This is a genomic window from Corynebacterium durum (assembly GCF_030408675.1).
Classification (GTDB): Bacteria; Actinomycetota; Actinomycetes; order Mycobacteriales; family Mycobacteriaceae; genus Corynebacterium; species Corynebacterium durum.
Genome location: NZ_CP047200.1, coordinates 723,084 through 748,991, shown reverse-complemented (window position 1 = coordinate 748,991; position 25,908 = coordinate 723,084). Strand labels below are relative to the sequence as shown.

General features: G+C 57.2%; 33 protein-coding genes and 1 pseudogene. All 34 read right to left on the bottom strand.

Going from position 1 to position 25,908, the window contains the following annotated elements; all coding sequences use genetic code 11:
* Positions 1-11: 11 nt before the first annotated feature.
* The gene (locus CDUR_RS03550; RefSeq protein WP_179417168.1) at positions 12-704 is read right to left on the bottom strand and encodes a hypothetical protein; all 693 of its coding nucleotides are present in this window, start codon (positions 702-704) and stop codon (positions 12-14) included.
* The gene (locus CDUR_RS03545; RefSeq protein ID WP_179419012.1) at positions 694-1,089 is read right to left on the bottom strand and encodes a phage gene 29 protein family protein; all 396 of its coding nucleotides are present in this window, start codon (positions 1,087-1,089) and stop codon (positions 694-696) included. The genes CDUR_RS03550 and CDUR_RS03545 overlap by 11 nt, the downstream gene beginning before the upstream one ends.
* Before the next feature lie 12 nt (positions 1,090-1,101).
* Positions 1,102-2,709, bottom strand: a complete 1,608-nt coding sequence (locus tag CDUR_RS03540; protein WP_218865394.1) for a Gp37-like protein — start codon at positions 2,707-2,709, stop codon at positions 1,102-1,104.
* Positions 2,710-2,712: 3 nt separating this feature from the next.
* Positions 2,713-3,501 carry a hypothetical protein gene (locus CDUR_RS03535; protein WP_179417167.1) on the bottom strand — a complete coding sequence of 263 codons (789 nt, stop codon included), beginning with the start codon at positions 3,499-3,501 and terminating at the stop codon, positions 2,713-2,715.
* A gap of 10 nt (positions 3,502-3,511) precedes the next feature.
* Positions 3,512-9,466 (bottom strand): phage tail tape measure protein, encoded by a 5,955-nt coding sequence (locus tag CDUR_RS03530; protein ID WP_290208035.1) that lies wholly within the window; start codon positions 9,464-9,466, stop codon positions 3,512-3,514.
* A gap of 7 nt (positions 9,467-9,473) precedes the next feature.
* A complete protein-coding gene (locus CDUR_RS03525; RefSeq protein ID WP_179419009.1) occupies positions 9,474-9,806 on the bottom strand; it encodes a hypothetical protein in 333 nt (110 codons plus the stop codon).
* A gap of 26 nt (positions 9,807-9,832) precedes the next feature.
* The gene (locus CDUR_RS03520; protein ID WP_179419008.1) at positions 9,833-10,216 is read right to left on the bottom strand and encodes a hypothetical protein; all 384 of its coding nucleotides are present in this window, start codon (positions 10,214-10,216) and stop codon (positions 9,833-9,835) included.
* Between the two features lie 95 nt (positions 10,217-10,311).
* Positions 10,312-11,265 carry a phage tail tube protein gene (locus tag CDUR_RS03515; protein ID WP_179419007.1) on the bottom strand — a complete coding sequence of 318 codons (954 nt, stop codon included), beginning with the start codon at positions 11,263-11,265 and terminating at the stop codon, positions 10,312-10,314.
* Positions 11,262-11,657 carry a hypothetical protein gene (locus CDUR_RS03510; RefSeq protein ID WP_179419006.1) on the bottom strand — a complete coding sequence of 132 codons (396 nt, stop codon included), beginning with the start codon at positions 11,655-11,657 and terminating at the stop codon, positions 11,262-11,264. Before CDUR_RS03510 ends, CDUR_RS03515 begins: the two co-directional genes overlap by 4 nt.
* The gene (locus CDUR_RS03505; RefSeq protein WP_179419005.1) at positions 11,657-11,929 is read right to left on the bottom strand and encodes a hypothetical protein; all 273 of its coding nucleotides are present in this window, start codon (positions 11,927-11,929) and stop codon (positions 11,657-11,659) included. Before CDUR_RS03505 ends, CDUR_RS03510 begins: the two co-directional genes overlap by 1 nt.
* Positions 11,922-12,272: a hypothetical protein gene (locus CDUR_RS03500; RefSeq protein ID WP_179419004.1), complete on the bottom strand. Its 351-nt coding sequence runs from the start codon at positions 12,270-12,272 to the stop codon at positions 11,922-11,924. The genes CDUR_RS03505 and CDUR_RS03500 overlap by 8 nt, the downstream gene beginning before the upstream one ends.
* Complete coding sequence (locus CDUR_RS03495) at positions 12,269-12,766, bottom strand: hypothetical protein (protein ID WP_179419003.1); 498 nt, start codon at positions 12,764-12,766, stop codon at positions 12,269-12,271. The genes CDUR_RS03500 and CDUR_RS03495 overlap by 4 nt, the downstream gene beginning before the upstream one ends.
* A 7-nt stretch (positions 12,767-12,773) precedes the next feature.
* Positions 12,774-12,929, bottom strand: a complete 156-nt coding sequence (locus tag CDUR_RS03490; protein WP_179419002.1) for a hypothetical protein — start codon at positions 12,927-12,929, stop codon at positions 12,774-12,776.
* Between the two features lie 12 nt (positions 12,930-12,941).
* Positions 12,942-14,156 (bottom strand): phage major capsid protein, encoded by a 1,215-nt coding sequence (locus CDUR_RS03485; protein WP_179419001.1) that lies wholly within the window; start codon positions 14,154-14,156, stop codon positions 12,942-12,944.
* Positions 14,157-14,158: 2 nt separating this feature from the next.
* Positions 14,159-14,734, bottom strand: coding sequence for an HK97 family phage prohead protease (locus tag CDUR_RS03480; RefSeq protein ID WP_179417165.1), 576 nt, complete (start codon positions 14,732-14,734; stop codon positions 14,159-14,161).
* A complete protein-coding gene (locus CDUR_RS03475; RefSeq protein WP_233452986.1) occupies positions 14,735-15,985 on the bottom strand; it encodes a phage portal protein in 1,251 nt (416 codons plus the stop codon).
* A 13-nt stretch (positions 15,986-15,998) separates the two neighbouring features.
* A complete protein-coding gene (locus tag CDUR_RS03470) occupies positions 15,999-17,600 on the bottom strand; it encodes a terminase large subunit domain-containing protein (protein WP_290208033.1) in 1,602 nt (533 codons plus the stop codon).
* On the bottom strand, positions 17,584-17,892 hold the full coding sequence (locus CDUR_RS03465; RefSeq protein WP_179419000.1) for a terminase small subunit: 309 nt from the start codon (positions 17,890-17,892) through the stop codon (positions 17,584-17,586). The genes CDUR_RS03470 and CDUR_RS03465 overlap by 17 nt, the downstream gene beginning before the upstream one ends.
* Positions 17,893-18,504: 612 nt before the next feature.
* Entirely contained in the window at positions 18,505-18,786 is a 282-nt protein-coding gene (locus tag CDUR_RS03460) for an HNH endonuclease (RefSeq protein ID WP_179418999.1), read from the bottom strand.
* Entirely contained in the window at positions 18,776-18,961 is a 186-nt protein-coding gene (locus CDUR_RS03455; RefSeq protein WP_179418998.1) for a hypothetical protein, read from the bottom strand. Before CDUR_RS03455 ends, CDUR_RS03460 begins: the two co-directional genes overlap by 11 nt.
* Before the next feature lie 112 nt (positions 18,962-19,073).
* Complete coding sequence (locus CDUR_RS03450) at positions 19,074-19,673, bottom strand: hypothetical protein (RefSeq protein ID WP_179418997.1); 600 nt, start codon at positions 19,671-19,673, stop codon at positions 19,074-19,076.
* Positions 19,670-19,840, bottom strand: coding sequence for a hypothetical protein (locus tag CDUR_RS03445; protein ID WP_179418996.1), 171 nt, complete (start codon positions 19,838-19,840; stop codon positions 19,670-19,672). Before CDUR_RS03445 ends, CDUR_RS03450 begins: the two co-directional genes overlap by 4 nt.
* 8 nt (positions 19,841-19,848) lie before the next feature.
* Complete coding sequence (locus CDUR_RS03440; protein WP_179418995.1) at positions 19,849-20,217, bottom strand: hypothetical protein; 369 nt, start codon at positions 20,215-20,217, stop codon at positions 19,849-19,851.
* Between the two features lie 11 nt (positions 20,218-20,228).
* Positions 20,229-20,546, bottom strand: a complete 318-nt coding sequence (locus tag CDUR_RS03435; RefSeq protein ID WP_179418994.1) for a hypothetical protein — start codon at positions 20,544-20,546, stop codon at positions 20,229-20,231.
* Positions 20,539-21,024, bottom strand: a complete 486-nt coding sequence (locus CDUR_RS03430; protein ID WP_179418993.1) for a hypothetical protein — start codon at positions 21,022-21,024, stop codon at positions 20,539-20,541. The genes CDUR_RS03435 and CDUR_RS03430 overlap by 8 nt, the downstream gene beginning before the upstream one ends.
* Position 21,025: 1 nt before the next feature.
* Positions 21,026-22,084 carry a DNA cytosine methyltransferase gene (locus CDUR_RS03425; protein WP_179418992.1) on the bottom strand — a complete coding sequence of 353 codons (1,059 nt, stop codon included), beginning with the start codon at positions 22,082-22,084 and terminating at the stop codon, positions 21,026-21,028.
* A 306-nt stretch (positions 22,085-22,390) separates the two neighbouring features.
* On the bottom strand, positions 22,391-22,918 hold the full coding sequence (locus CDUR_RS03420; RefSeq protein ID WP_179418991.1) for an MmcB family DNA repair protein: 528 nt from the start codon (positions 22,916-22,918) through the stop codon (positions 22,391-22,393).
* Entirely contained in the window at positions 22,906-23,037 is a 132-nt protein-coding gene (locus tag CDUR_RS03415) for a hypothetical protein (protein ID WP_267903402.1), read from the bottom strand. The genes CDUR_RS03420 and CDUR_RS03415 overlap by 13 nt, the downstream gene beginning before the upstream one ends.
* Complete coding sequence (locus tag CDUR_RS03410) at positions 23,030-23,290, bottom strand: glutaredoxin family protein (RefSeq protein ID WP_290208032.1); 261 nt, start codon at positions 23,288-23,290, stop codon at positions 23,030-23,032. The genes CDUR_RS03415 and CDUR_RS03410 overlap by 8 nt, the downstream gene beginning before the upstream one ends.
* Complete coding sequence (locus CDUR_RS03405) at positions 23,290-23,700, bottom strand: RusA family crossover junction endodeoxyribonuclease (RefSeq protein ID WP_179418989.1); 411 nt, start codon at positions 23,698-23,700, stop codon at positions 23,290-23,292. The genes CDUR_RS03410 and CDUR_RS03405 overlap by 1 nt, the downstream gene beginning before the upstream one ends.
* Entirely contained in the window at positions 23,681-24,160 is a 480-nt protein-coding gene (locus CDUR_RS03400) for a single-stranded DNA-binding protein (RefSeq protein WP_179418988.1), read from the bottom strand. The genes CDUR_RS03405 and CDUR_RS03400 overlap by 20 nt, the downstream gene beginning before the upstream one ends.
* Before the next feature lie 14 nt (positions 24,161-24,174).
* Positions 24,175-24,675, bottom strand: a complete 501-nt coding sequence (locus CDUR_RS03395) for a hypothetical protein (RefSeq protein ID WP_179418987.1) — start codon at positions 24,673-24,675, stop codon at positions 24,175-24,177.
* Between the two features lie 115 nt (positions 24,676-24,790).
* The gene (locus CDUR_RS03390) at positions 24,791-25,156 is read right to left on the bottom strand and encodes an LvrA C-terminal domain-related protein (RefSeq protein ID WP_290208031.1); all 366 of its coding nucleotides are present in this window, start codon (positions 25,154-25,156) and stop codon (positions 24,791-24,793) included.
* Between the two features lie 324 nt (positions 25,157-25,480).
* Positions 25,481-25,642: pseudogene (locus tag CDUR_RS12930) on the bottom strand (helix-turn-helix domain-containing protein); the annotation flags it as partial.
* Positions 25,643-25,908 lie beyond the last annotated feature (266 nt).

The following is a 25,908-nucleotide window of genomic DNA, read 5'->3' as shown; positions in this document are numbered from 1 at the left end:
ACTTAACCCCCTTAGCTGGTTTTCCGTGAAATGTGCTGGACAGCAAGGATTGAACTGCGTTCGCCCGAATCGAAAGTGCGCAACGTGCGAATCTCTGTGCACCACACTTCAATGCGGTAACCGGCCTCAGGAACAACGACACTCATGCGCCCATTCATCGTGTGACGATTACCGTAGCCAGTGACAATATCCCGCACCGCATACGTCGATCCATTCGGCCGCAACACGCGAATCTCCACCTTGGTGGTGACAAAAATACCGAAGTCAAGCAGCACCGTACTAGGTTCGAGCTGAACGTCAATATCCCAAAGGCCCTTGTCCAGCAACTTGAAACCCCCGCCGGATAGCACTTCCATGCCGCGTAATGGCCCCACCTGGTCGTAAAACCCAAGCTTCCCATTGCCGCGATTGCCGCGCTCAGCTAGTGTCACCGCACCGTAATCAAGCAGCGGGGAAAGCAGGTCGATGCGGTCCTGGATGTCTCGCTGTCCATCGCGGAAGGGCTTTGTGGCCTCGGAAATCTGGTAGAAGGGGTTCCCCTTAGCGATGCCGCCCGCGAGTGCCGAAGCGATCCCATCAACTAGGGCCGTGAACCCCTGTCCGATGGCGGTGCCGATGGGTCCGGCTCCGTTATGCAGCAGGTCGAAAACACTCCCCACTTGCGACGGGTTGCCGGGTATTTGCCCGGATAGATTAACCCCCATTAGCTTCACCTCCTTCGGCGTCGATAAGGGAGCTTGCACGTGCCGCGTCATCGGCGGCATCAAGAACCGCACGCAGCTCAGCGCGTTCAGCCTCACTCATTGCCCCCACGTCTACATGCGGCACTGTCACGGAAACCCCCATGCGGGCATCCTTCACCGGTATCCACACACCCGGCTCCCATGGCCCGCCAGACCCGCCAAGCGCGTCGTACTTGATGGACGGCACGGCCGCGCTGCCTGGTTTCCCGCATCCAAGGGCGTCGAAAACATGGCGTGCCAGCGCCTCAGCGGTCTCCAGGTCAAGGCTCAACCCGCCCGCGTTAAAGAAAACCCACGATAGTGGGTGATGATTATCAGCAACCTGATAAGGGTATATATCTTCCACCGTCATTCCCCTCTACATAATGAAGCTTTTAACCCGGTCAACAGCGTTTTTCACGCCCTTGATTGAGCGCGTAGCACCGCGTACAAACGATTCACGGGCGCGCGGGTCACCCAAAGTCAGCTCCTGCGACCAGCCTTTACCCACCTGGTATTTCAGCGTGACGCTATGCACATACGTGGCGAACAACACGCCGCGATGCAGTAGGCCCTGCTGATCCCCCGCACGGAAATCACGACCCCACTCATAGGGCGACGCCCCAGAAGACTGGAACCCCACGCTGACCATTCCCGCGCCCTGCGCCAGCATCTGAAACCCCTGCTGCCACGCCGAAAGCGTCCAGCCGTCGCCGGAACCCACCGCATCGCGGTAGGCGAAACGCCCATGCGCCTCACGTCGCACCGCGTCGGTAAACTCGTTCCAGGCAAAAAGCTTGTCCTTGAGCGAAGCCCCAACAACGTCCCCAAGGAACGCGCCAGCCGCCGCAATCAAAGGCGCAAACGGGGGAAACGCAGCCGATAGCGCCGCCGCCAATCCCTGAAACAGGGACTTTGTGCCCGCCGCCATGAACTTGTTCAGAACTTCCGGGGAACGCCCACCAACGGTTACATGCCAATCCTCTGACTTCACCACCGTGAACTCTGATGTGATACCCGCCATGTCTTCCGGCCGCCACACCACCCACGGCAACAACCCGGACGCGGTTGAGGGGGTATCCCCCAACCCAAGCTTAGGGGCATTGCGGTCCCTGTCGAAACTTCGAACAACGCCACGTAAAACATCCAGCGCACCGCCGGTAGTCGAGGTGTCAAACTGGCGTGGAACGACGTCGATAAGCAGCGTCGGGGCACTCAAAGTCATATGGCTTTGGGCGGGCTGCTTATCACCCTCCAGCCACAAGTTCACAGTAAGCATCAGCCCTGCAGCATTGAGCGTTTCCTTAAACAGATCAGCCGCCATGTCGAATCGCGCATCCAGTACTGCGGCCTGCGTGGAAGTTGACTTATGGACCGGGTTGACTATTGCGGGCCAAAGCGTCGGGGACACCGCCCGCCATGCAGTCGAAGACCACAAGTCCCAACCGGTAATAGCGCGAGGCTGGAAATCCCGCATGAGGTTAACAAGCAGATACTCCTTGATGACTCGCAAGGAATCGCCAGCCCGGAAGTCACGGTAACGAAGTTGCGCAATCAACGGGGAAGCCGGGTCAGCGCGGCATGCGATTTTCTCCACATACCTGTAAAGCGACTTGCCTTCAATCGTGATCCGGCCCGGACCGTGGTTTTCGGACTTATCTGTAACCCGCGCGACCCGGTACACCAGGCGCTCTGTTTCGCCTCCAGGGCCTTCCGCCATGATCCATTGCGCATCGTCTACAAGCCGGTTCCACGTCTCGGACGGGTTAGATAGGTTCGCCCCATCAAGTGGCAAGATGAGCTTTGCGGCTGGATGGTCGCCGCGAATCTCGATCTTGCATGCCGTGGTTTCATTCACTGCTTCGGGAAGCTCGATCGACAAGGCCCCATGCAGGTCAGCGATGGGGTTCATGTCCTTGTCGAGAAGCCACAAACCCCAACCATCGCCGACATTGTGCACAGCAGCGCGCACATCAGACCAGTCCATCAATCACCTCCACGGGTTAGTGCAGGCGGGAACAACCTCGATGCGTACATCACTGTGCATGCTCCACGAGGCTGTTGCCCCCGGCTGCAGAATGCCGGGTACGGGGCGGCCGCGCATTGATGCCCACACCGCTGTTTTTGTTTCGCCCGCTTCATTCTCGACGCGATACCCCAAGCCCGGATTTGTGCTAAGCCAAACCCAATCAGACGAGGTAGGCAGCTGTATCTTGCCGCCGGTAGGCGGGGTGACGTGCTTACCTTGCCCAATCCAACCGACGCGGGGGAAGGTAGGAAGATCGCCGGGGTTGAATACCTGAACGGTATTGCCGCCGCTCGCAACGCTTTCGCCATGCCACACCCCACCAGTCGCCAACAAGTTGACTGTGGAGTCAATGAACGGCACGCCACGCGCTTCAGGGGAAACGGCGGGGGCGTCGATAGGCGATTCAAGCAACGCCTGCAGACGCCACCGGTAGCCAGACGAATCCGACACCACCAGCTCCCCCGGATTGATCATCGACCATGACGCGCACCACGCACGCCACACATCGCCAAGCGACAAGCCCGCCGCTTTATCGGGGTGGACACGCACATCAAGCGACCCCTGAATAGCGGGAATCGCGTAATCCGCAACGTCCACCCCCACACCATTGGGGCGCACCATTGTGGAGCGGTCAAGCTTCGACGTCAAACCACTAGGCTTTGCCAAGACGACGCCAGCCAAGTCGGTCAGCTCCCCCTCAAGGGGCCACACCGAACCGTCCGCGCCGATCCAGGTGACCGACAGAAACACGACAACCTCCTTACACGATTCCACCTACCCCGGAAGTTACCGGGGCGGTGTTCTTGTCCTTGAGGTCTTCGACCTCGAATTTGAGGGAATCGTATTTCTCGTCGAGCTGGTTGAACATCTTTTTGACCTGTTCACCTGTGTAGGTCTTATCGCCTTCCAGCTGAACAATGATCGTTTGTTTCCCGCCTGACGGGTCGCCCGTGGCCGCAGGCTTGCTTTCCGTCACAGTGTCATTAACCTCCACTGTGGCAGGCTGTGCAACCTCAACCTTTGGTACGCGCCCATCATTATCGAGCACACTCAAAGGCTTCAGTGAGTCCTTTGAAATGTGCCCGAACCGTGCGCTGGGAACGCCGTAGTAGTCCAAAGCCCCGTTCGTGTAGTTCGCTGACTGGTTAACCAGCTCCACAAACGAATCCTTCAGAGTGCCGCCAACGATCCCATCAAGACCGAAAAGCCCAAGGGCGTCGTCGAGCATGCTAGCCCCGGCCGCTGAACCGTAGTGCAAGGCCCACTCTTCAGGTGACCCTATGCGTCCATGGTTCTCGTTTTCGGCGGCCCACTCGTTGAAGCCCTTGTGTGCGCGGTCGATGGCGGCACTGGTTTCGCGGACAGCAGTTCCGACGTCGCCGATACCGGTTACGATTGCCCGCGCCAACTCGTCGTTACCCAGCAGGTCAGCAAGGGCACCATACCCATCATCACCACCAGCAAACGCCGTAGAAAGCTCCTGGCCAGCAACACCAACATTGCCGGTGAAGTTCACCAGGTTCCGCGCCAACTCGTCGTTACCCAGCAGGTCAGCAAGGGCACCATACCCATCATCACCACCAGCAAACGCCGTACCCAATTCGCCCCGCGCCGTCGCCAGCAAATCAGTCTCGCGATGCACAGCCAGCGCAGCATCAACAAGGGGTGAATCCTCATCAATAAGCGGTGCACCAGGATAATCCCCGGTAGTGGCCGTGTGCTGCAAGGCATCACCGATCTGCCTAACAGCAGCTGGGAAGCCTGCAACCATGTCGCCAAGCGGCTTGGACAGCCGGTACACGCCATCGGCCAGCTTCTCGACGCCCCGCCATTGGGGACCAGTCAGAACGGCCTCAGGTTCGCCAGAATGATTGTAGTAGGTGCCAAACCCGTTCGGGGTTGGTTTCAACCAGCCGCCGGAATCATAGCCATGACCATGACCCCATACGCTCGTCAGATCGCCACCATACTTGGCCCGGTAGTACCTGAGCGCGGCATTCATATTTGCCCACGGATCACGTCTGTCATCAGCTAGTTCCGGGTCACGGTAAGCCGCGAAAGTCCCCGGGATGATCTGCAGCAGGCCAACGCCTGCACTGTCGCCGGTGCCGTTGACGTCAACGATCTGTTGCGCGATACCGGGGTTGCCGCCCGACTCACTCATAATCTGAGCCAGCATGGCGTTAACCTGGCGTGGATCATCTGCATTGAAGCCCTGGCGACGCATCGCCGCCATCGCCATTTCGCGCCAAGATTCGGCGCTACCAGCGACACCAGCAGAACCGGCAAACACGCCGATCTTCGACTTGACGAAATCCCAAGCTTTATCGGCCAAGGTTTTCGCCACAGCACCAGGCAGTTTCCCGAAGTCACCATTTTTGTCTTTGCCTGGGAAATCTCCGATCTTGCTGATCGCCGCATCCCACAAGCCTTTGACCATGGCCCCCAGGTTGAAACCGCCACCACCGCCGTTGCCGCCGCTGATGAACTCCCCAAGGAACTCCTGCAGCGTGTAGACGTGGTTGAACATGCCATTATCGGAACCGCGAGCCGCACCACCGATCTGCACACCGTGGTCACCAGCGGATTCCAGGTTAACCCCGTCGATGGTGCCCGCCATATGGCCGTTCTCACCACCGCCTTTGCCAGACAGCACACCAATGGTCACACGGCCGGACAGTCCAGGGACGAAACCGAAGTTACCGAAATTGCTTTCGGTATTGAATATGCGACCACCGCGCAAATTCCCACCGTTCAGGAACTGTACAATGCCTGACCACAGGCCCGAACAGTCCCATGAGGGATTGCCGGTGCCCCCATATTGATAAGGCTTGCCATGCTCACTCTTAATCGCATCGAACAGTGATGCGATACGTTCAGTCAGCTTATCGCGCTGCTCGGTGCCGCCATTAGGGAACACACCGCCCTTAGCAAACGCCAAAGTACGGAACACGCCGCCCTTAGCGAACGCCAAAGTACGGAACACGCCGCCCTTAGCGAACGCCGCACCTTCACCCAGCAGCTTCCTAACACGACTCACGCCGCCGCGAATAGCGGCATCGTTTAGAGCGTTCACGGCGGGTTCGCCGCCCATGGCCGTAGTAACCTCAGGGCGCATGATCGCCTCATTGCCAGATAAGCTAAGCAAACCGCCGGTAGGGCTAAAGAAGTGATGAATGTCGCGACCAGGCGAATAGCCAGGCATCACACCGCCGGTAGCGAAATGATGCTCAGGCAGTTCGTCGAGACCGACAAGCTTGGCCACCGTGTTCCAGGCTTTGCGGATGCCACCGTTGTAGACCGTGTTGACCACGAACTCGACAGGTTTTTTCGTCTTGTCCTTGATGCCATCCCAGATGCGTCCGATATTATCGACGGTCTGGCTGAACCAATCCCTGACCCTAGTCAGGCCGTCTTTCAGCCCTTCAAACACTGGGTGGACTACATTATCTGCCACCCAGCGGATACCATTGCCTAGCGCCTCCCAAGTGGGCTTGACGTAGTTATTCCAGATGTTGGAGAAGAAATCGCCCAGCGCCTGCAAACCAGTCTGCATCAGGTTCCAAGTGGGCGTAATCACAAAGTCAAACACCCACTTGATGCCCGACCCCAAGCCATCCCACGCCGCTTTAATGAGCCCGACCATGGGTGTGAACACATTATTTGCCAGCCATGTGATACCGGCCATCAGCAAATCCCATGTAGGCTTGATGATCGTGTCCCACGCAAGACGAATGGCAAGACTCAGGCCGTTCCATTCAAACTTGATGAACCCGAAGATCGGCATCAAAACACTAGTCCACATGAAGTTTGCTGCTCCCTGCAACAAATCCCATGCCGGTTTAATCAGGTTTTCCCATGCGGCTTTAATGCCCCATGACAGGGCCTCCCAAGCCAGCAGCAGCGGTGTCAGCACCACGGTACCGATGACCGCTAGTCCAACCTTCGCTGCATACTCCAAAGCATCCCAAGCAGGCTTGATTAAGGTATTCCACGCCCAGGAAATGCCCACCGAAATAGCGTTCCAGACGTCGCCTAGGAACTGAATGCCTGCGCGCGTAGCGTCAGCCAGGTTCGTTCCCACCCACTGAATCACCACGCCAATGATGCTGATCAGCGGGTTAAAGCCGTTTGTGACAATCCACGACAGAGCGTTAGTTGCCTGAGAGAGTATCCAGGCGAACCCTTCAACCGCTTTCACTGCGCCAAGAATCGCCCCGATGATCACGCCACCAACAACGATGCCAACGGTCTTTAGCACTGGCATCAGCACAGGTTCAAGTAGGTTCCACAGCTGCAACAACAGTGCCCAAAGCCCCTGAAGGGCATTCCACACCCCGCCCGCGATTGTTTGCCCAAGCCCGTTCATGGTCGTGGCCAAGGTCGTGACAGTGTTCCACAGGCTCGTGAAAGTGCCGCTCAGCGAATCCGTAATGATCCCGCGAATCCATTCCATCGCGTTCCCCACGGTCGTGAAAGCATCGGCGATTCCCTGCGCAGCGTCAGCGCCGAACAAGGCGGTCAGGCCGCCGATACCTGCATCATCACCCTGGAACGCAGCAAACAGCTCCCCGATAGAAGCTTTCACGTTTTGGAATACAACGCCCATGCGTTCAGCAAAATCTACGATTGCCTGCGCTTTGTCAGCGCCGAAGATGTCCATGAGGGCACCAAATCCGGCGTCGCCGCCATTGAAAGCCTCGGTAATCTCACCCCATGCGGCTTTCAGATTGTCGAACAGTGTGAACACCGGCTGCAGGGCTTGCCCCATGAAGCTGGTGAACTCGCCCCAAATCCGCTTGCCCGTCTCGGTCTTCGTAAAAAACAAGACCAGGGCACCAACAACGGCGGCTATACCGGCGACAATCAAGCCTATAGGGTTGATTAGCATGGCTGCGTTCAAGCCCATTTGTGCCGCCGTGGCCTGCAAAGTGCCCGCGCGCTGTGCCGCCAGCAACGCGGGGAACGCTGAAAGCATCTTGGCGTAGCTGGAAATCGCAGACACTGCCCACAACCCAGTTTGCGCCGCCTTCAGTGCCACCATGCCGGAAGCCACGCCAGCGACAGCGCCGCCGGTGACCACCAGCAAATCCTTATGCTCTTTAAGGAACCCTATTACTGTGGGAATCTTGTCGGTGATCCAGCCGATGGCGTTGCCAAGCTTGTCGCCCCACTCGGACAGTTTCGGTTCTGCAAGCTCGTACAGGCGTAACTGCAGGTCATCGACCGCGTTACCGATACGGTCCATAACGCCGTTTAGGCCGGAAAGCTTAGCGCCTGCAGTTTCACCTGCAGAGCCTTGCCTGTCGAGGGAAGCGCGTAGGTTGTCAAACCCCTCAACGCCGCTGTTCGCGGCCGTCGTCGCGAAACTCACCGCTTCACGCCCGAACGCGGTGGCCGCCGCCGCCGTGAATGCCGATGCCCCCATGCGGTCCTGCGCGGCCGCTAGTTGCCCAGTAATTTCCCGCATGCCCACGAACTTGCCTTGCGCGTCGAACGCGTTGACACCCATCTCAGCAAGGGCTTTCGCCCCTTCTTTCGATGGATTCGTTAGGGACAGCAGCGCGGACCGCATCGCAGTGCCAGCCTCGGAACCCTTGATGCCCAGGTTGGCGAAAAGGCCCAGGTAAGTACTAGTATCCTGAAGACTAATACCCAAGGTAGATGCCGTAGGCGCGGCGTACTTGATGGAATCACCAAGCTCCACCAGGCCCGTAGCACTGTTGTTCGCCGCATTCGTCAGCACATCGGCAACAAGGGAAGCGTCGCTAGCCGCCAAGTGGAAGCCGTTCAGTGCGGCAATCTGAATATCAGCCGCTGTACCAGCGTCCACCTGCGCCGCGCCCGCCAGCTGGATCGACCCTTTGGCCGCCTCCATCGCGTCGGACACGGACATGCCGCCTTTCGCCAGCGCCAGCATCGCATCCGTTGCTGATGCGGCCGAAGTGCCCGCCAGCGTCTCATCATTGCCAAGATCGCGGGCGCGCTGCGAGACCTGCGCCATAACGTCGGACGTCGAGCCGGTCACCGCCTGCAGTGACCCCATCACCTGGGACAGCTCCCGCCCCTTGCCAATGGCGTCGCCAAAGAAAGACACGCCGCCCGCGATTCCCAGGCCCCCGGCGATCAGCCCGCCGAACTTACCGACGGTGCCGATAATGCCGGACAGTTTACCGCCGAACCCATCAGCATCAGCTCCCATGCCAGACAGCACGGAACGCCACTTGTTGGCTTTGCCTTCCGTGGCGTCCATTGCGGTGCCGAACTTGCCGAAATTCTTAGTCTGAAGCGATATGGCATTATCGGCCTCACCAGCGGCTTTAGCTAAAGCCTGCTCAGCTTTCTCAAGTTGCTTGGATGCGGATGCTGCACTAGATTCGTTGCGCTCCACTTCGCGCATGGCCTGCGCATACTTGTTCGCCGCATCGATGGCCTGAACCGACTCATCGCCGTACTTCTCAACCGCCTCGACAAGCTTCAGCTGTTGGACAGTAGCCTTTTCGGCTGAAGCCTGCGCGCGGTCCATAGCCCGCTGATAAGCATCGGCCGCTTTGTTTCGGGCGCGCTCCGCGCGGTCCATGCCGTCCTGCATGGCTTCCGAGAAGTCTTTACCGGCCTTGTCGCCGGATTCCTTGCTTGCCTTCTCGACGCCGGAAAAGAACTTGCTGAAGTCAGGCAAAACTGGGACGAACATTGTCCCGTCTGTTGCAGACATGAAACATTCACCCCCTCACGGACAATCCCATCAGGTAGTTAACCGCCGCTTCTTCATCGCCGCGCTCGACAAGCCCGTGATGCTTCTGCTTGGTCTTGTTGGTTTTATCCCAGGGGTCTTCCGGCCAGTCTGGGTAATCCTGCTTCTTGCCGGACAGTTTTGCCGCCCAATTGACGTTATTAACAGCCTCCTGGTGGAGGATTTGCCACATGATTGCGTGCATCGTGGTCCACGGCTTGCCGTCGTTCATGACGCGCTGCAGGTAGGAATCCTCAGGCAGCCCCTCGATAAGGGCGACCAGCATGCGTGTGGTGATCTCCCCGCGCCAAAACTTGGCCACCCAATCGCGCCCCCCGTAGTGAGCGATTAGCGACGCTTCGACTGCCGCCGGAAACGTCGCGAGGATTTCGGGGTAGGGTTTTCCGCTACTTCCTCGGCATGCTCTGCGATGGCGTACTGAATGACGGCGGCAATGTCGATCTTCAGTGCCGCGCATGCCTCTTTGAGGGCTTCGACTTCCTTATCATCAACGAACAGGCTAACCAGCCATTCGCGGGCATCGGCGTTGGTCAGGCGACCAGCTTCGGCATCCTCACGGAAGGCGCTAAACTCGTCGTTCCATTCCTGATCAGCTAGTTCCGGAGCCTTTAGCCAGAACTCTTTTTCGTTCACGACGATCTGGAATCGGTCACCTTCGCCAAGCACTTCGCGGCGCTTTTCAAGCATTGCATCGATGTTGATAACAGTCATTATTGTTGCCTTCCCCTATTGAAGTCTTTTCATAGAAAAAGGGGAGCCTCATTGGAGACTCCCCTTGTGGTTTGCCGCGCGTGCGGCGTAATTGGCTACGGGATTTCCGTTACTTCGGCCGTGGATACACCCTCAAGTTTCGTGATGTCAAGTACCGGCTTAGCAGACACACCAGACACTACAAATCCGGTGCTGATCGAACCGGAAACCATTGCCTTGGACTCTCCGGCCTTGCGCAGCTCAGCCTGAAGCTTCTCATCAGTGATCTTCACGCCGTTACCATCGACAACAGCAGAACCAACCGTGATCTTAAACACGCCGCCGGTGGCACCCTTCAGGCTGAACAGGTAGGTCTTACCATCGCCAGCCTTCTCATTTGCATTACCAGACCAGTCACCCAACGACTTCACTTTTGCCGTGCCAGCCAGTGCAGTACCAGCGGTGCCAGGCTTCCAGCCTTCACGGAACTCACGCCGGATGGAGTAGCCAGATTCCTTATCGTAGGCAGCCTTAAACGTGAACTCATAGCCAACAAGGTCACCGCGCCCGTACTTAATGTCGCCGCGCTCCACAACCTCACAGTTCGGCATGATGAAACGCCGCGCTTTCTGCCCGTCGAGGATGTCGATACTCAAGACAAAGTTGTACTTGTCCGGGATGTTCTGGCCCTGCTCAAAGCTAGTGATACCCGTGCTGGCGTCATAGGCCATATCCTCCTCAGGCACCGCGTAAAACAGTGCATTAGCGAGGCCGCCAATGGACCACACAACAACTTTGAAAGTGACTTCACGTTTGGAAATCTGCGAACGCAGAGCATCCAGCGACTGCCATGGGGTCCAGTCGTTTTTATCCTCAGACAAGGATTCCGTTAGCCCATCTTCGGAAATCCAGCCGAAATCCACATGCGGTTTTTCATACTGCGCCATATTGAGAGCCAGCGGCGTGCCGTAGGGTGCGTAGTGCAGTGCGCCGGTCACGCCAATCAGAGCGAGCTCAGCCGCGTAATTCGGTTCCGTAAGGTCAACATCGGTATAGAGTTTCGTGGTCATGAATCATCTCCTATATGAGCGGGAACCATCACTGTGACAGTTATCCCTAATCGTCGTATTTTGTTGTTCCTGTCAGGGCGTCGAGCAGGTGCCGAAATGGCCTTGACCCGGATCGCTGGATCGCGGAACGCGTGCAGGCGAAGCCGTAGAACCTGCGCAAGACGCGCAGCCTTGCCGGTAGCCCAGTCATCGGCTGAAACGTAAAGATCAATATCAATATCGATCTCGTCAAATCCGAGTACGTTGAGTCCATGTGTGGTGAAAGGCTTCGCCACGGGCTGCAGGTCCACGAAAGGTAGTCCATCCGCTTCCGCATCGTGTGGAAGCTCTGTGTACACAGGGCCGAACCCCTTATCCCCCAGGAAGGCGACAAGGGCCTTATAAACATCCATTAATGTTCCCCCTTCGCCGCGCGCCGTAAAGCGCCTATCCGTTTAGTTTTCTCTGTGCCATACTCTTCATCGCGGTCGTCGGAAACCACAAGAACCTGCGCACGCCCAGCGGGGCGGATGGATGTTTCAACCCGATAGTTTGCTTTACCGCCTTCGCGGCGGCTAATCATCGTTGCGCTGGCCGCGATGCGTTCAGCGACTTCCTGCATCTTGCGCGTTAGTTCCCCGTTTTTGTTCGCCGCACGCCATACAGCATCTGTTACCTTATCCATCAACAACCTCAAGACTTGCCTCGACATGGTGGACGGCACCGGGGTTGAACGGGTCTGGCCACTTAGCCGGTTTCCCAACAACATTCATATCGAGCATCCCAGACAGCCGTACGCGGTCACCACTGCGCAAATCAAGATCAGTTCCGGGCGGCGTGTACATCCGCCATGATGCTTCAACCTTCGGGCGCTCTAAGGGGCCTTCGGAAGTAGATTGAGGTTGAATAGAGACAAAGAAATCAACGGGGATAACTATTGGGTTGCCCCAATCTGCGACAGGCTTGGTGGAGTAAGGGCTTTGCTTTTTACCTGCGCGCAGGATACTGATCCGCTGATTGAAGATCATGGCAACGGCCCCAGCTTGTAGCAATCGACTATGCGCCACTCCGTTGACTGTGGAGTGATGCCGTTGGATGCCCCCACCGATATGCCACCAACCTGGTAGCTGGAGTGAGCTTCCGCCGTCCGTTTCGCCATCTGCAGGCACACACCAACCAAATCAAGGGCACTGTCGTATCCGTGCCGCATAGTCACGGCGACGTTCCGTAGCCCTTCGGGGAAATGGCCTTGCAGGTAGCCATCTTCCGACCATTGCACCGCGTCCAGGCCAACAGACTTGCCACCAACCTCGATGCTCTTGAGCTCCACGAGCCGTTTAGTAGGAAGGAAAAGAAGGCAGTCGCCGGAAGAATCAAGTTTTACCGTTTCCTCACGCACCGGCCAGATATGCCAACCACATATACGTCTAACGGTCTCCACCACCGCATCAATCTGATCACCAGTAATTGCGCTACTGGTTGGCACCATGTCGGGGGTTATGCCGTGATCAGGCATTGGCATATCCCCCCTATTCGGTTTTCACTGTGCTGCTTGCTTTCAGATCATCCCCCGCATCAACGTCAGACATGGGGACGGCATCAGGGTAATCACGCTCCTTGTGCTCCTCGTCGAGCAGCAACGTTGTTTCAAAACCGTTCGGCAACTTGACCCGATACTCGTTCACGCAGCTCTCCTATCACTCAGTCAGCGTCATTTTCACGAACGACGCCGGAATCTGAATCATCAGACCTAGACGCTCTTCAGCACGCAACGTCACACGGTTGTGCTCAAAGTCATCAACGTTGGTGTTCGCGGCATCCACGCGGATGCCCCCCTTACGCAGGATCGTCGCACCCATACGCCATGCGCCAACAAACGCGGTGCCCTTCGGCACGGCATTCGTCACGACAGTGTTCAGGCCCCACAGTGGCGGCTTGATGAGAATGCCGCCCTGACCGTACTGACCCTGGAAAATACCGCCGCCCAAATACTGACCATTGCTGTCTTTCATTAGGCGCAGCTTCTCATAGTCAGCGGTGTTGATGACGATGCCGTCAGCCTCGAAGTCGGTGGCGTTACCTACCATGTTGATAGCGCGGTAGAAATCATCAGACCAGTTGGTGAAAGCAGAGCTTGCCAGCGTCTGGATGCCGGAACGGTTGGCGACGCCGCGCAGGTTACTACCTGAGCCGTCGCCAAACAACAGCTGCTGTTCCTCCTTGACCGACAGGTCATAGACCAGATCAGAGTTGATTTTGCCCACCACATACGCGTGGTCTTGCATCATCTCGTCGGTGATGCGCGTAAGTACCGCAATCTTGGATGGGGCTTCCGTCACAAGATCGTAATCGTCGTACTTGATGTACGGTTTCTTGCCGTCCTCAGCAACAGTGTCTGCGCCGCCATCGGCGATGCGCTTGTTTTTCTCCACAAGGTACTGAATAATTGCGCCGCTCATGGGATGGTCGCCCATGAGGTCCGCGACTACCAGGCGTTCGCGCTTTTGGTTCACGATTGGGCGGATGCGCTCAGCCTCGAAGTTGTTGAGCGTGTCCGTGCGTTTGAACGCATCATCAGCGGCTTTGTATTCGGGCGCGGAAACACTTAGGGGTGTGCCCTTTTCCCAGCCAGCCAGCGCGCCCTTGGCGTGCATGACGAAGTGCTCACCAACGCTAGCAGCTTTCACCTCATGCGTGTCGGTTCGCGGGTCATCATCCCCGCCCATGGCTTTCAGGCGACGTAAAGTGCCATTGCGCTCGTCAGCGGCCTTGATCTCAACATCAAGGGCGTCCACCTCGTCGAATTTGGATTTGATTTCCGCGAACTGGTCATCAGTCATGGAATCGCCGTATGCGGCGTGCATTTCCTTGACCTCATTAAGCAGGGAAACGCGACGTTCTTTAAGCTTCATATTTACTCCTTCTCCAGGATTAGCAGCCGGGAATTAATGTAATTATTCCGGCCTGTGGATTCTTTCTTTTCCGCGTCATCAAATGATTTAACTGATGTCACTTCGGTTTCCTGATTGGCACCAATCGGCACTACCGAAACCTCATATAGTTTCAGTTTTCGAAGCTCAAAGCACCATTCATCATCAAGCTTCCCCTCGCCGCCGTCAATAATGTCGTAGGCAAAGCTCATCTGTGTCAGCCGTCGCTCTTTGAGCAGCCGGTACACCTGCTTAGCCTTGGCGTTGTCAAGGTCAAGGCTAGCTGTTATTTTCAGCCCATGCTCATCCTCCGACGCGGAAGTAACCGCGCCGATATTGCTAAACGGGTCACCAAAGTCATGGCCGTACAGCAGGGGAATCGCATTCCCTGATTCCGCCCATTCCTGAAGGGTCTCAGTAAATGCGCCAGGCATAACTACATCCCCGTACGAATCCCGATTGCCGAACACCGAGGCGTACGCCTCAATCACGCCTTGATCGCCGGTATCACCCTCGTCGCCTACCGCTTTGACGAGGATATTAACGTTTTTCGTTTTCACTCAATCACCTCCCTGGTCCACACCATCGCCAACACCTTCATCGCCACCTTGTTCGACTTTCGTCATGTTCAGCGGCATTATCAGCTCATCGCCACCGTTAATGTTCTTGAGATTATTCAGCTCACGAGCCTCGTTCACTGTCATCCACGGCGCACCGACAGCCGTGGAAGTCACCGCAGCTTTTTCCTCAAATGAGGCGCGTAGCTTTTCCTCTAGGTTGAATTCAACATAAAACCTATCGGTGTCAATTCCCATTTTGGGAAGCAGAAACACATTCAGCGTGCCCTCAATTTGCTTAATGATCGGGCCAAGGGAATCGCCATAAAGGCTTTTGCGAAACTCGCGCACATTCGAGTAGTTCGCATTATCCAGCAAACCCACCATGGTGGGATTGACGTGGTACACACTGGCAACCGTCGCCAAGCTCAGCTTGGCCACATCAACAAGCTGCTCATCATGCGCACTGAGGTGGTGCGGCACGAATTTCATGCCATCCTCAAGGATCGGGGTACCGCCGGTTCCAGACCCACGCCCTGAGTACTGTGCCTGCCATGACGCTTTGAAGCGACGCCGGTCAGAGTTCTCCCACTTCGCCCCCATTGGGCGCTCAATCACCCCACTGATTCGCGGGCCTCGACGCCACAGCTGCCCGCGATACGCGGCCGCCTCCAGCTGCTCACGCAGAGTGTCCTTCAGGGCATTGATAGGGCTTGAGCCTTTTTTGAAGCTGCCAGGCCGGTAGCCGCAAACGCGGATCACATTATCTGCATCAATCTCGATCTGTTCACCCTCGTAGCTGAAGGTGATTGATTTGAGTGTCCATGGGTTTTTGAATTTGCGATTAATTACCCATGCGGGACTAATGGGATATATTTCCCATTCCCCGTTATCGTCGCCAATAATCCAAATAAATTCGTCATAAAGGCATAAATCCATGATCGAATTGTAGATAACAGTCTGCATCAGCTGGGAAGCATTCGCGCGCTTCAGCAGTAGCGGAAGCGCCCCACCGCGCGCGCGGACGCGGCCACCATCATCGTCACGCTCATACGCATGGATGGAAATGTTCGCAATGTTGCGGGCGATGAAGGTTGTCACCGCACGTAGGTGCGGCTGCTCCTTCCAAAGCTTCTCTACACTGTACGCCCCGATTTCATCTGAAATCGCCTCCATCAGTGGCGCAGCCAGCACGTAAGCATCAGGCGCGCTAGTAACCTTAGGGAGAATCCCCAAACGGCTTAAAAGCCCCATATGGCCCTCCCCTCTAGACGATCAACAGGTAGTCATCGTCATCGTCATAGTCAGCAGCGTCGATAAGATCATCGTCGTAGTAATCAGCCGCGTAGGCTGAAACAAACTTTTCCTCAGTCTCGTGCGTCAAATGCCACCAAGCAATATTGGCCGCAATGAGTGGGGATACATCCCCCACACTGTTCTGGCGGTCCCAGATGAACAAATCGCCGGCTTTTTTGTCCTTCGCCCCCTCAGCAGCGAGATTAAGAACAGGCTGGTCACGGTGCGCCAGCATGCCGCTACGAATCGCGTCAAAGAAACCCAGCACTGACGAAGACATGGCAGAGCCTTGCCACTCAACAATTTCAACACCTTCCACCGCTTGCAGAGCGGGAACTAGATCAGCAGACGGCGCGCCCTTCACTTGGATAGCGACGCGACCATCAAACCACGCTGCAGCAAGACGCTGACGCAGCCATTCAGCCACCCACGCGTACCCGGCCCGCTGCGCCACCACCTCGACATGGGGAATGCCATCAGCACGCAAGGCACAGACCGCAACATAAGCGAACCGCCCATCCTTTGAAACATCAACGCCCACCGCGACACGCTCCCCCGCGCCACGCACGGAAGACGGGTCTGCGATTTCACGCCACGCCGCGACCGGTATCTTGCCCGGCTCCAGGTTCTCAACCCAGACGCACATCTTTTCGGTCTTAAAGCCATCGGGGTTTTTCGTCTCCTCAGCCTCAGCCAGAAGCTTATCCAGAGTGATAGCCCCATACCCCATCGACGGGTTCGCCTGACGCAGCGCGTCAACATCGGTGACCTCAGCGTCAGACGGCGCAGACCAGGAAAACAGTGCCGTCTGCATGCCGTCAGTACTGCCAAGCTCAATCCGCTCAATCGCCGCATCACGCAATGACTTCAACACAATCGAACGCTTGTCCCCCGCGTTAGAGAAACCCCACAGCTGCGACTCACGCCGCGCGCTAATGGTCGGTTCGATAGAGTTCCAGCCGTCCCACGTAAGCAGCTCACGCAGCTCGTCAATGAACGCCAAATCCACCGACGAGGAACGCCCACCCTTGCGGTCAGCTGTGGTGACCGACCACGTAGGCAGCGCCCCGAACACGTCGAGTTTTTCCGGCACCGGCGCAGCATTCAGCTCAATTTGCTTATTGCCGTTCGTCTCACGCATCCACGCGCCATTGAACCGCCCATCCTTCGGGCGCGGATCATCAGGAAGGAAGCCCCTCAGAACCGGCTGCCAAGCCGCAATCTTGAACGCATCTTCCAAGGTTGCCTCAGCGACCGTGAGTTTCTGCGCCGATGACACGATCTCCGACGCCCCAAAAATAAACAACCGCCACAGTCCCAGCACCGTCATCAGGGTTGTCTTCCCATTCTGTCGGGCAACCTCCACAATGACGCGTTTAAACCGGAAGTCGGTCAGGTCTTCATTCAGCTCCAAGCCGTGAACCAGCAACCATTTTTGCCACGGATACAGCCTGATGCCAAGCTGCTCCGCGAACTCAATGGCCTCAAACCCCTTCGAGGTTTCCAGGGTCAGCGGGCGCAACGGCGGGGGAAACAGGCGCGGCTGCTCGAAGCCCTTAACCTCCTTGACCACCACCGGCCGCCTTCATACGCTCCAGAATGCTCATACCGCCAGCAGGCGCATTCCCCTCCGCCGAAGCCTCGCCCCGCGAATCAGGGGTACACCCCAAAGCGGAAAGCACCTTCAACAAATGAGGCCCCAAATACAAGACCTTCGTACGATCCTGACCAGCATCAAAAGGCACCGCGTCGATCTGAGCCGCATACGACCGCGCCAACGCTACAGCCGCCGCGTCGGAATCGCCGATAGCCGAACCCCGCGCAGCCACGGAATCAATAACGAACTGCTCCAACTCACCAACCATGCCCCCTCCTTTCGCTAGACACGACGAAACCCCCACGCGCGCGCGATGGGGGTTATCCAAGTGGGGAGGGAGGACAGCTCCGGCCCTTTTTCCTGTCCGGCCGGTTGGGTGTTGTGATTTTGTGGCCCCCTCCCCCATGTTTGGGCATGTTGGTGACGTTGGTCACCTATTAGGGGGTTGTGTGGGTTATGCGCCGCGTCGGTATTGGTGCGGCGTTTTCCGTATTGGCAGGTCACCAATGTGAACGTGCCTAAGGATGTACTTGTCGTCTATTGGTGATGGGCGTCCCACGTGGGTGATGCCACGATGTTTCATGTTTACGACTTGTTTGATGATTGGCGCGATTTCGCGGTATACGCGCCTGAGGCGTTCCGCGACTACATTGAAAGCCGCTCTCACTAGGTTGACGGCGTTCCTAAGGTTCTTCATTGCGTCACTTATTGGTTCACGCATTTTGCAGCGCCTCACTCCCTTTGGTTGTTAGGATCAAGCTTCCGTATTCATCGCGTGCTATGAACCCTTCATGTAGAAGGGTTTTGGTCAGTGCGCGTGACACTCGTCGTCCACTTGCGAAGCGTCGAAGTGCATCGGTTTTGAAGGTGTTCAAGGCGCTCACCATTGTTCGCTTAGCTCCCCTAGTTCAGGTTGTGGTGCGCCGTCGGATTTGGCGCGGTTGCATGACAGGTGAGCTGGTCGCAGGTTCGCGCGGTCGTACATCAGCTCTGGTTGTTTGCTTGTTGGTATGACGTGCTCAATCTCAAGGCTGTCGCGTGTGCCGCGTTGCGCATAGTTGATTGGCTGCCCACACAGGTAGCAAGGCGCATTGACTGCTTCCCATTCTTCACGCAGTTGCTTGCTGAACTTGCGTGAGTATCTGCTTGAGTCAAATGGCATTACGTCGCCCCGCGCGGTTTGCTTTGCACTCAACAGCTTTGGCGTACAGGCGCGCTTCGGCGATAGATGCGACTTGGAATGCGGTGACCAGTCCTAAACGTATTTGATCCTCGTACTCGTCAAGGGTGGACTGGATTATGGTGCGGGTGTCTACCCGGCTTGGTTGGTGGGCCATTGCCCTCGTCCCCTTTCCCTGGGGGTTGTTCCAGTGGAGGGGGTGAATGTTCAAAAACCCATGCCGCGCGGGCATGGGTTTTGTTCCACCCCCCATTATACACACGTTCCGGTCAGTTGCCTAATCGGGTTGAATCGCCTGACAGGTGGGCTAGTACATCACCCATGCGGTAGGTGTTTCTCGGGCCGTCCTTGCGGCGTTGAATATGCCCGCGTTTCGCCCACGTGTGGAGGTTGTCACGGGTGACGTGGTGGCCACGTCGTCGAAGTTTCACGATGATGCTTTCACTTGATTCCCATTTCTCTTCCTTGCGCTGTGCCTCCAGGTCTTCCGGGTGCAGCGCGCCGGTGAGGCGCTTGTCAATGTTGTTGATTTCGCCCTTGAGGTCATGCGCGAATTCCAGGCGTAGCACCCCATCCGCGTTGAACACCAGCCAGTCGCACAGCTCAATGGGGTCTTTGCTGAGTATGCGGGTGGGGGTGATGTGGTTCGCGGCATCGCGGACAACCTCAAACAGGTTCTCCGTCAGCTCAATGGATAGGCCGATAGCCCATGCGTTGCCGGGGTCGCGGGGGCCGAAGGCTTTCGAGCCGCCGCCTTCACTGTGCTGCTGTTTCTGGGTTTTCGCGTCATCCAGTTCGGCGAACAGCCCGGCCACGCGTTTGATTTGGCGTTGGAATCCCCGGGCGTCGATAATGCGGTTTTTGATCATTCCTCCACTTCTTCGATGTTCTCGTGGTCGATTTCCCAGCTGTCATCCTGCTCAAATTCGATTTTGAGTGCGTCCGGTAGGTTAATGGCCGTAGCTTTGTCGTAGGCGTCTTCCCAGTTGTCAGCCTCAATGATTTCGGTGTGTGTGATGGTCGTGGTGAAGGGCACACGGAATTTCAAAACTGTGGTTCGCCCTTTCGTGCTTCTTCGATGGGGCTTTCCCCCAAGGTCTTCCGTGCGGCTTTCAGCTGTTGTTCCTGACACGTGGCGTGCATGCCGTTCGACGGGGTGAACTCCTTCACGCGTGCAAGGTCAACATGGCGGATTTGCATATCACCATCCGGCGCATGCGTGACCGCCCGTACCTCCTGATCTTCATTAGGCCAGGGGTCCACGATCATTAGGTGCTCACGATCAATCGTTTCGATATGCACCCCCACGAGCCCATCAGCTCCGTAGTTGCGGGCCATGATCTGCTCCAGGGTTTCAGGTTGTCCCCTGAAGATGCGCAGCAGCTCATCCAAGCTGATTTGCATTGTTTCCATTTTTCCTCCTTCTACCTGGCTTCCCCGATGGCTTTCCGCCACTGTTCAGGCGAATCAACTACCGCAAGCTCCCAACCATCAAGTAGAAGCTGTTCCAGCACGTAGATGTAGCCACAGCAGGCCGCCCTGTACGCTTCAACGCAGTGCAATACGGGGGTTTCAACCCCTTCGATTTCCCTCGTCACCACCTGCAGCAGTATGTGACGCTCAACCTCTTTAATCCCCCACGCGGAAAGTCCTGCGTCGCGCATGTACCCCGCGATATAGCTCCCAACAGTAAGGATCGCGATGGTCCCAATGCTCAGACGCGGCACATCGCCGTCAGGCATGACGACCCCCAACCTCAACAGATGCTACTTTTTGCGGCTCGGTGACGAACCGCATCTGAACGAAACCGCCCTCAGTGTCCGCCTCCGCGCGAGCCGTTTCAAGGCTGTCAACCCACCCCCTGTAAACGATCCCGTCCAGCCCAACCGTGGCGGCCCGGTACTGTTTCTCTAGTCCATGCGGCACTTCGGTTAGCCGCTCGTACGCGGCGTTCAACCGCCTGTATGCTTCAACGTGAGTACCCTCCTCGGTCATAATGCCCGCGTCCCTGAGGTGCAGGGCCGCAAGTCCAAGGCTTGCGCTTTGTGCGAGTTCTCGACTCATTTTGTTCTCCTTTTCGTAGATGTTGGCAAGAAGCTCGTAAATAAGCTTCCTGTGTTCTTCTTGGATCGCAATGACCCACTCAAGCGCATCGGTGTTGATGCGCACGATTTTCGGCATCTTGAACAGGCTCGCCTTCGGCATATCGCCGCCAGGCATGTCACTCCCCTTTCATTGCTAGTAGCTGCTGCAGCGCAACGGCTGCCTGTTGTGGGCAGACCCCGTTCCCGATGGCTTTCAACTGTGCCGTGCGGGATAGCCCCGGCACGCCAGTGACATGCCCCAAGGGGAGGCCCATCATCCACTCGCTGAACGCCGCAGAAAGACGCGGCCGCGCATTGCGGTTCATCTCAACCGGGTTGGGTGCTGGCCTGGTCAAGGCTTCCCATCGCCGGATCGCGGGCTCATAATCTCCCCAATCAAATCGGGAAAATACGCGCTCACCACCGTCAAAGATGGGGTATTCCGCGCCCTGTCGGTCGCACTGTCCGCCCGCCGTGAATCCGACGCCGTGGGCGTGGGCAGCAGCCTCACCCCCACGGTTTCCGCTAGCGAGCCGTTGCCTTTCTCCACGTGCCTGCGCGCCCCCGCCGATCCCATCGTGGCCTGATGGTCCGCCGCCCTCGGGGTCGGTAGCAAGGTTACGATCGTGGTGAGGTGCGTGGATTTCTCGATCGGGCGGCCCCGCGTGCGGGGCCTGCCCATGATCCCGTCGGAGGCTTTCGGAGTCGGGAAAAGCCGCGAGGATGAAAAGCCGCTCGCGGTGATGCGGGGCACCAATGTCGGAAGCTCGAAGGCTTGTCCACCACGCATGCAGCCCGTCCTTGGCCATGTCTCCGAGTACTTGATCGAACCCCAAAGACCTGTGTCCGGCCACATTTTCCAGGAAGATGTAGCGGGGTCGTAGGTGGCGAATTGCCTCCCTGACATAGGGCCATAGGTGCCGCTCATCGGCTTCCCCCTTTCGTCGTCCTGCGTGTGAGAATGGCTGGCAGGGATACCCACCGGTCAAAATATCCACCGGCGGCACGGCGCTCCAGTCAATGGCGGTGATGTCGCCAAAATTGGGTGTGTCGGGCCAATGGTGAGCCAAGATGGTAGCGGGGGCGGCATCGCGCTCCACGAACCAGGCAGGGCGCGCGGCGGGAAACACAACCTGCACCGCCACATCAATGCCTCCATAGCCACTGAACAGTGAACCAATACGCAGGCTATTCACCAGATTTTTCCTTCTCAATCCGTTTGATCTCATCCACAGCGGCAAACAGTTCCCACGCCATTTCTTCCGCGTCATGAGCGGTAATGTAGCCATGGGCATTGAGGTAAGTAGATCGATCGCGAGCTTGCCGGTTTTGTCGTCACGGATCACACAGGTTTCCAGGCCCACATTCCTGATGAAGGTTACATTTGGGAACCGGTGATCAATGGGCCTGATTCTGGCCGCCGTGCAGTCTTGCGCAGTAGCGATGTGTTTTTTGGATGGCCTAATGTGCCGCTTGAAGGTTTGAAAGCAGTTCACTCGGGGTCATTTTTTCTCTTGTTCGATTTTCTTGATGTGTGCATCCCCCAGGCGTCCCGCGATGCGCCGCCATGTCGAGTAGGGAATCTCGGTGGGGGTTTTGTTTTTGCGTGCCCTGCGTGCGATTTCCGTGGAATGACGGCCGCACACCATGACGCCAACACCTTTGGGTACGCTTTCCAGCGCATACCCAAGCAGTCCGACCGGCACGGCATAGTAGAACGCGTGTGCGTGTTCTTTCCACAAGGCTATTTTCTCCGGGCGGCGCAACTCTTGGGCAAGGTCTTGCTTGCTGACCTTGATCTCGACTGCCCACCGCTCACCGTTACGGAAAAGTATGAGGGCGTCGATACGCCTGATGCTTTTGCTTGAGCCGGGTTTGGCTCCCTGCACCGGGGTCAACCCAAGCGGAGCGTGTGGACACACGGCCTCGTTACGGCGCGTGTAGCTGCTATGGATGGCCTGGAAGCACTGTTCTTCGGTTTCCGGTGACGTCCAGTACCTGTACGCGTCAACATTGTCTAGGACGCCCATTCCACGGCCTCATCCTTCCTGATTTCATAGTCCAGTTCGCGGGCTGCATCCCGCCGGATTTCCCACCCACGCCAGTCGATGTATTCGTGCGCGTCGTCCAGTGGGTAGGGTTTAGCCATTGCCGCACCAGCGCTTAATTTTCGCGGGCTGGAACCCGGCCCATTCGTCCTCGACGTGATTACCGCGCATGACCTGCACGATGGGGGCTTGTGTTGCGCCTTTCGCGATGAAGCGTTCCGCCACATCGCCGTGCGCGGCTAACGCCCGCTCCTCGTAGGGGATGCCCGCGCGGCGAAACAGGCGTTTGGTAAGCATGCAAGCGTTGCATACCTTGGTTGTGTAGATGATTACGTTTATGGGTTTGCTTGTCACTATCCCTCAATTTCTGTGGCTTGAACCTCAACCCCGGTGATTTCCCAGGCTTCCGCGCGGCGTTTCGACGCGTGCACCGCAACAACCTGGGAATCATCCACAAACACAGCACCTGTGAGCCCGTCGAGTGTGGAGCGAATCAGCTTATCCAGATCGGGGCGCTGCACCATCGGCGGCGCGGTCTTTTTGCCGTGGGCTTTGGTTCGGGGCATGCGGAACACAAGATGCAGCTCCACGGGGCCAGTGAGGGGTTGAGGGAATGCTTGTCGCGCGACGGCGTTGACCGCTCGCCGCCACGGTTTGACCTTTTTCGACGACTCCACCAACCGGCCCCCGCCCACATGACGTTTAGAGCCCTGTGGGGCGGGGACACCGGGGATGAAGACGCGGTTAGAACGGGGGCTGTTCATCCTGGACGGCGGTTACATCACCTCCCCACGATTGATTTCCCTGCTGTGAGCCCCACACGTCACCAGCGCCTTGCGGCTGATACTGGTTACCTGGCCCTTGCGGCGGGTTGTTCGACTGGATGCGCTGTACTTGTGCCTGCTGGAAACGCAGGCTCGGGGACACCGTGTCCGCCATGACATGCAAGTACCGTTGCGGGCCTTGCTGCCCGTTCCATTCGCGGGGTGAAATTCGGCCCGCGACATCCACGGTCATGCCCTTATGCAGGGATGAGGCGATGTTTTCCGCCATGGGGCCGTTGACGGTGACGTTCACCCATTCGGTGGGACCGTCCTCCCAGTTGCCGTTTGTCTTGTGGCGTTCAGACCATGCGACCGACAGGCTCACCCAGGGGCGTCCGTCGTTTGTGTATCTCAGTTCGGGGTCTTTACCGAGGTTGCCTGAGAAGGCTATGTGTGCCAATTGACTTTCCTGTTCTATTTACGTTTGAGGTGGTTTGTTTTTCGGAATCTGGCTAGGTGTTGTTCGCGCTCCTGATGCAATCTCCGACCCTCTGGGTTGTTGAGCCTCCAGGCGGTTGCGAGGCGGGTTTCGTGGGGGATTTTCTTTGTCTCCCCGTTGTGGGTGCAGTACTCCCCTGGTTTCGCGCCGCATTCGCATTGGATGTGCAGAACGTCATCGATTTCGTAGGCGGCTGGGATTGCGTATCCGACGCCGCCTATGTGGACGTTTGCGGGCAATTCCCGTGCCCGTGGTTTCGCCAAGCGGTGGGCTTTGGCTTCCTGGATGATCGCCCCAACCGGGTTATCTGGTCGGCGGGCGTCTCGGTAGGCTCTCAGGACGCCCTCTAGCAGGTCTTCCAAGCTTAGGTTTGTCCTGCTCAGGGCCTGTGCCCAGGCGGAAACCTTGTTGCGGGCTTCCTCGGGTGCGAGGTTTCTCAGCCGATTGTCAAATTCGGCTGTGGCGGCGAGCACCATTTGCGCGATTTCTGGCCAGTTCTGCGACTGGCTTGCGATGTCGTGACCTCCGTTCGGTATTTTTGCTGTTTTTCGGGACTGGCTGCCCGTCTGGGCAACTTTCAGGGCGGGTTGACTATCTGTGTAGGGGAAGCTGTTTCAAACCGCTTAAATCGGCGGTTTGCGGGGCGCTGAGCATGTCCAGGAACGCGTTGCCCGTTCCCGCATGCCGTTCGGCGTCGAGATCATCCAGCCATCCATCGCGGTTTAGCCAGGTCGCGCCGTGAGGAATAAACCTGGTTTCGCGCCGTTCCGACCGCACTAGCTGCGCAAATGCATCGGTTTTCACGGAAAGCACATCGGCTGAGACGCGCTTAAGTGCCTGCTGCCAGGCTTTGTACGCTGCGCGTTTCCCAGTTTTTCGCGGGTAGATCATCCACCAGGTTTCAAATTCCGGTGGGTAGCCATCCTTGATAGTCTCGCTCGATGTGGCGTGAGCCACATCAACGTTGTTCGCGGCAACCGCTGGCGTCGCTGGGGGACTTGAGGGGGTTAGGACGGTTCTATGGATGGTTGTGGACGGTTTATAGGACACAGCTGTGTCCGGTCGTTCGACCTGATTTGTCCGGCCGTTCGTACCTGATTTGTCCGCCCGGCCATTTTGTCCGGCCGTTGGCGGGGGGTCATTTTGTCCGGCCGCTGATGGGGATTTGTCACTTCTTTGGCGCGCCAAAGACATGTTCAAATCCCACACGATTGGTCGCCTGTCGGATCGCTCCCACATAACTAGACGCTGATCGCCCCTGCGAATAACCCCACGCTCTTCAAGCGCGGCTAGATGACGTCGAACCGTCCTACCTGAGCATCTTGCCCGCTCAGCCAGCCATGCCTGCGTTGGCCATGCGGCTGTGCCATCGTCATTTGCCCTGTCCGCCAGCGCGTATAGGATCGCCAGTTCAGCATGGTTTTCGACCGGGGCATCTTCCATGACCCAGATCATTGCTTTCAAGCTCATTTTTACAGCCCCTCAAGCATGTAGATCAGCATGAAAAACCACGTGAACATTACAATTGTGAAATACCAGAAGAAATCAAATCTATCTTTCCGCATAAAAACCACCTTCACACTGTTTAATATATGTGCCGTCTGGATTTAACAAAACCAAAATTCCGCGATACTCAACCGGCACGGCATCAGGCTCCCAATATGACCGACACAGCAAACCGCGATGGTAAGAATCCCCCGTTTTCCGGT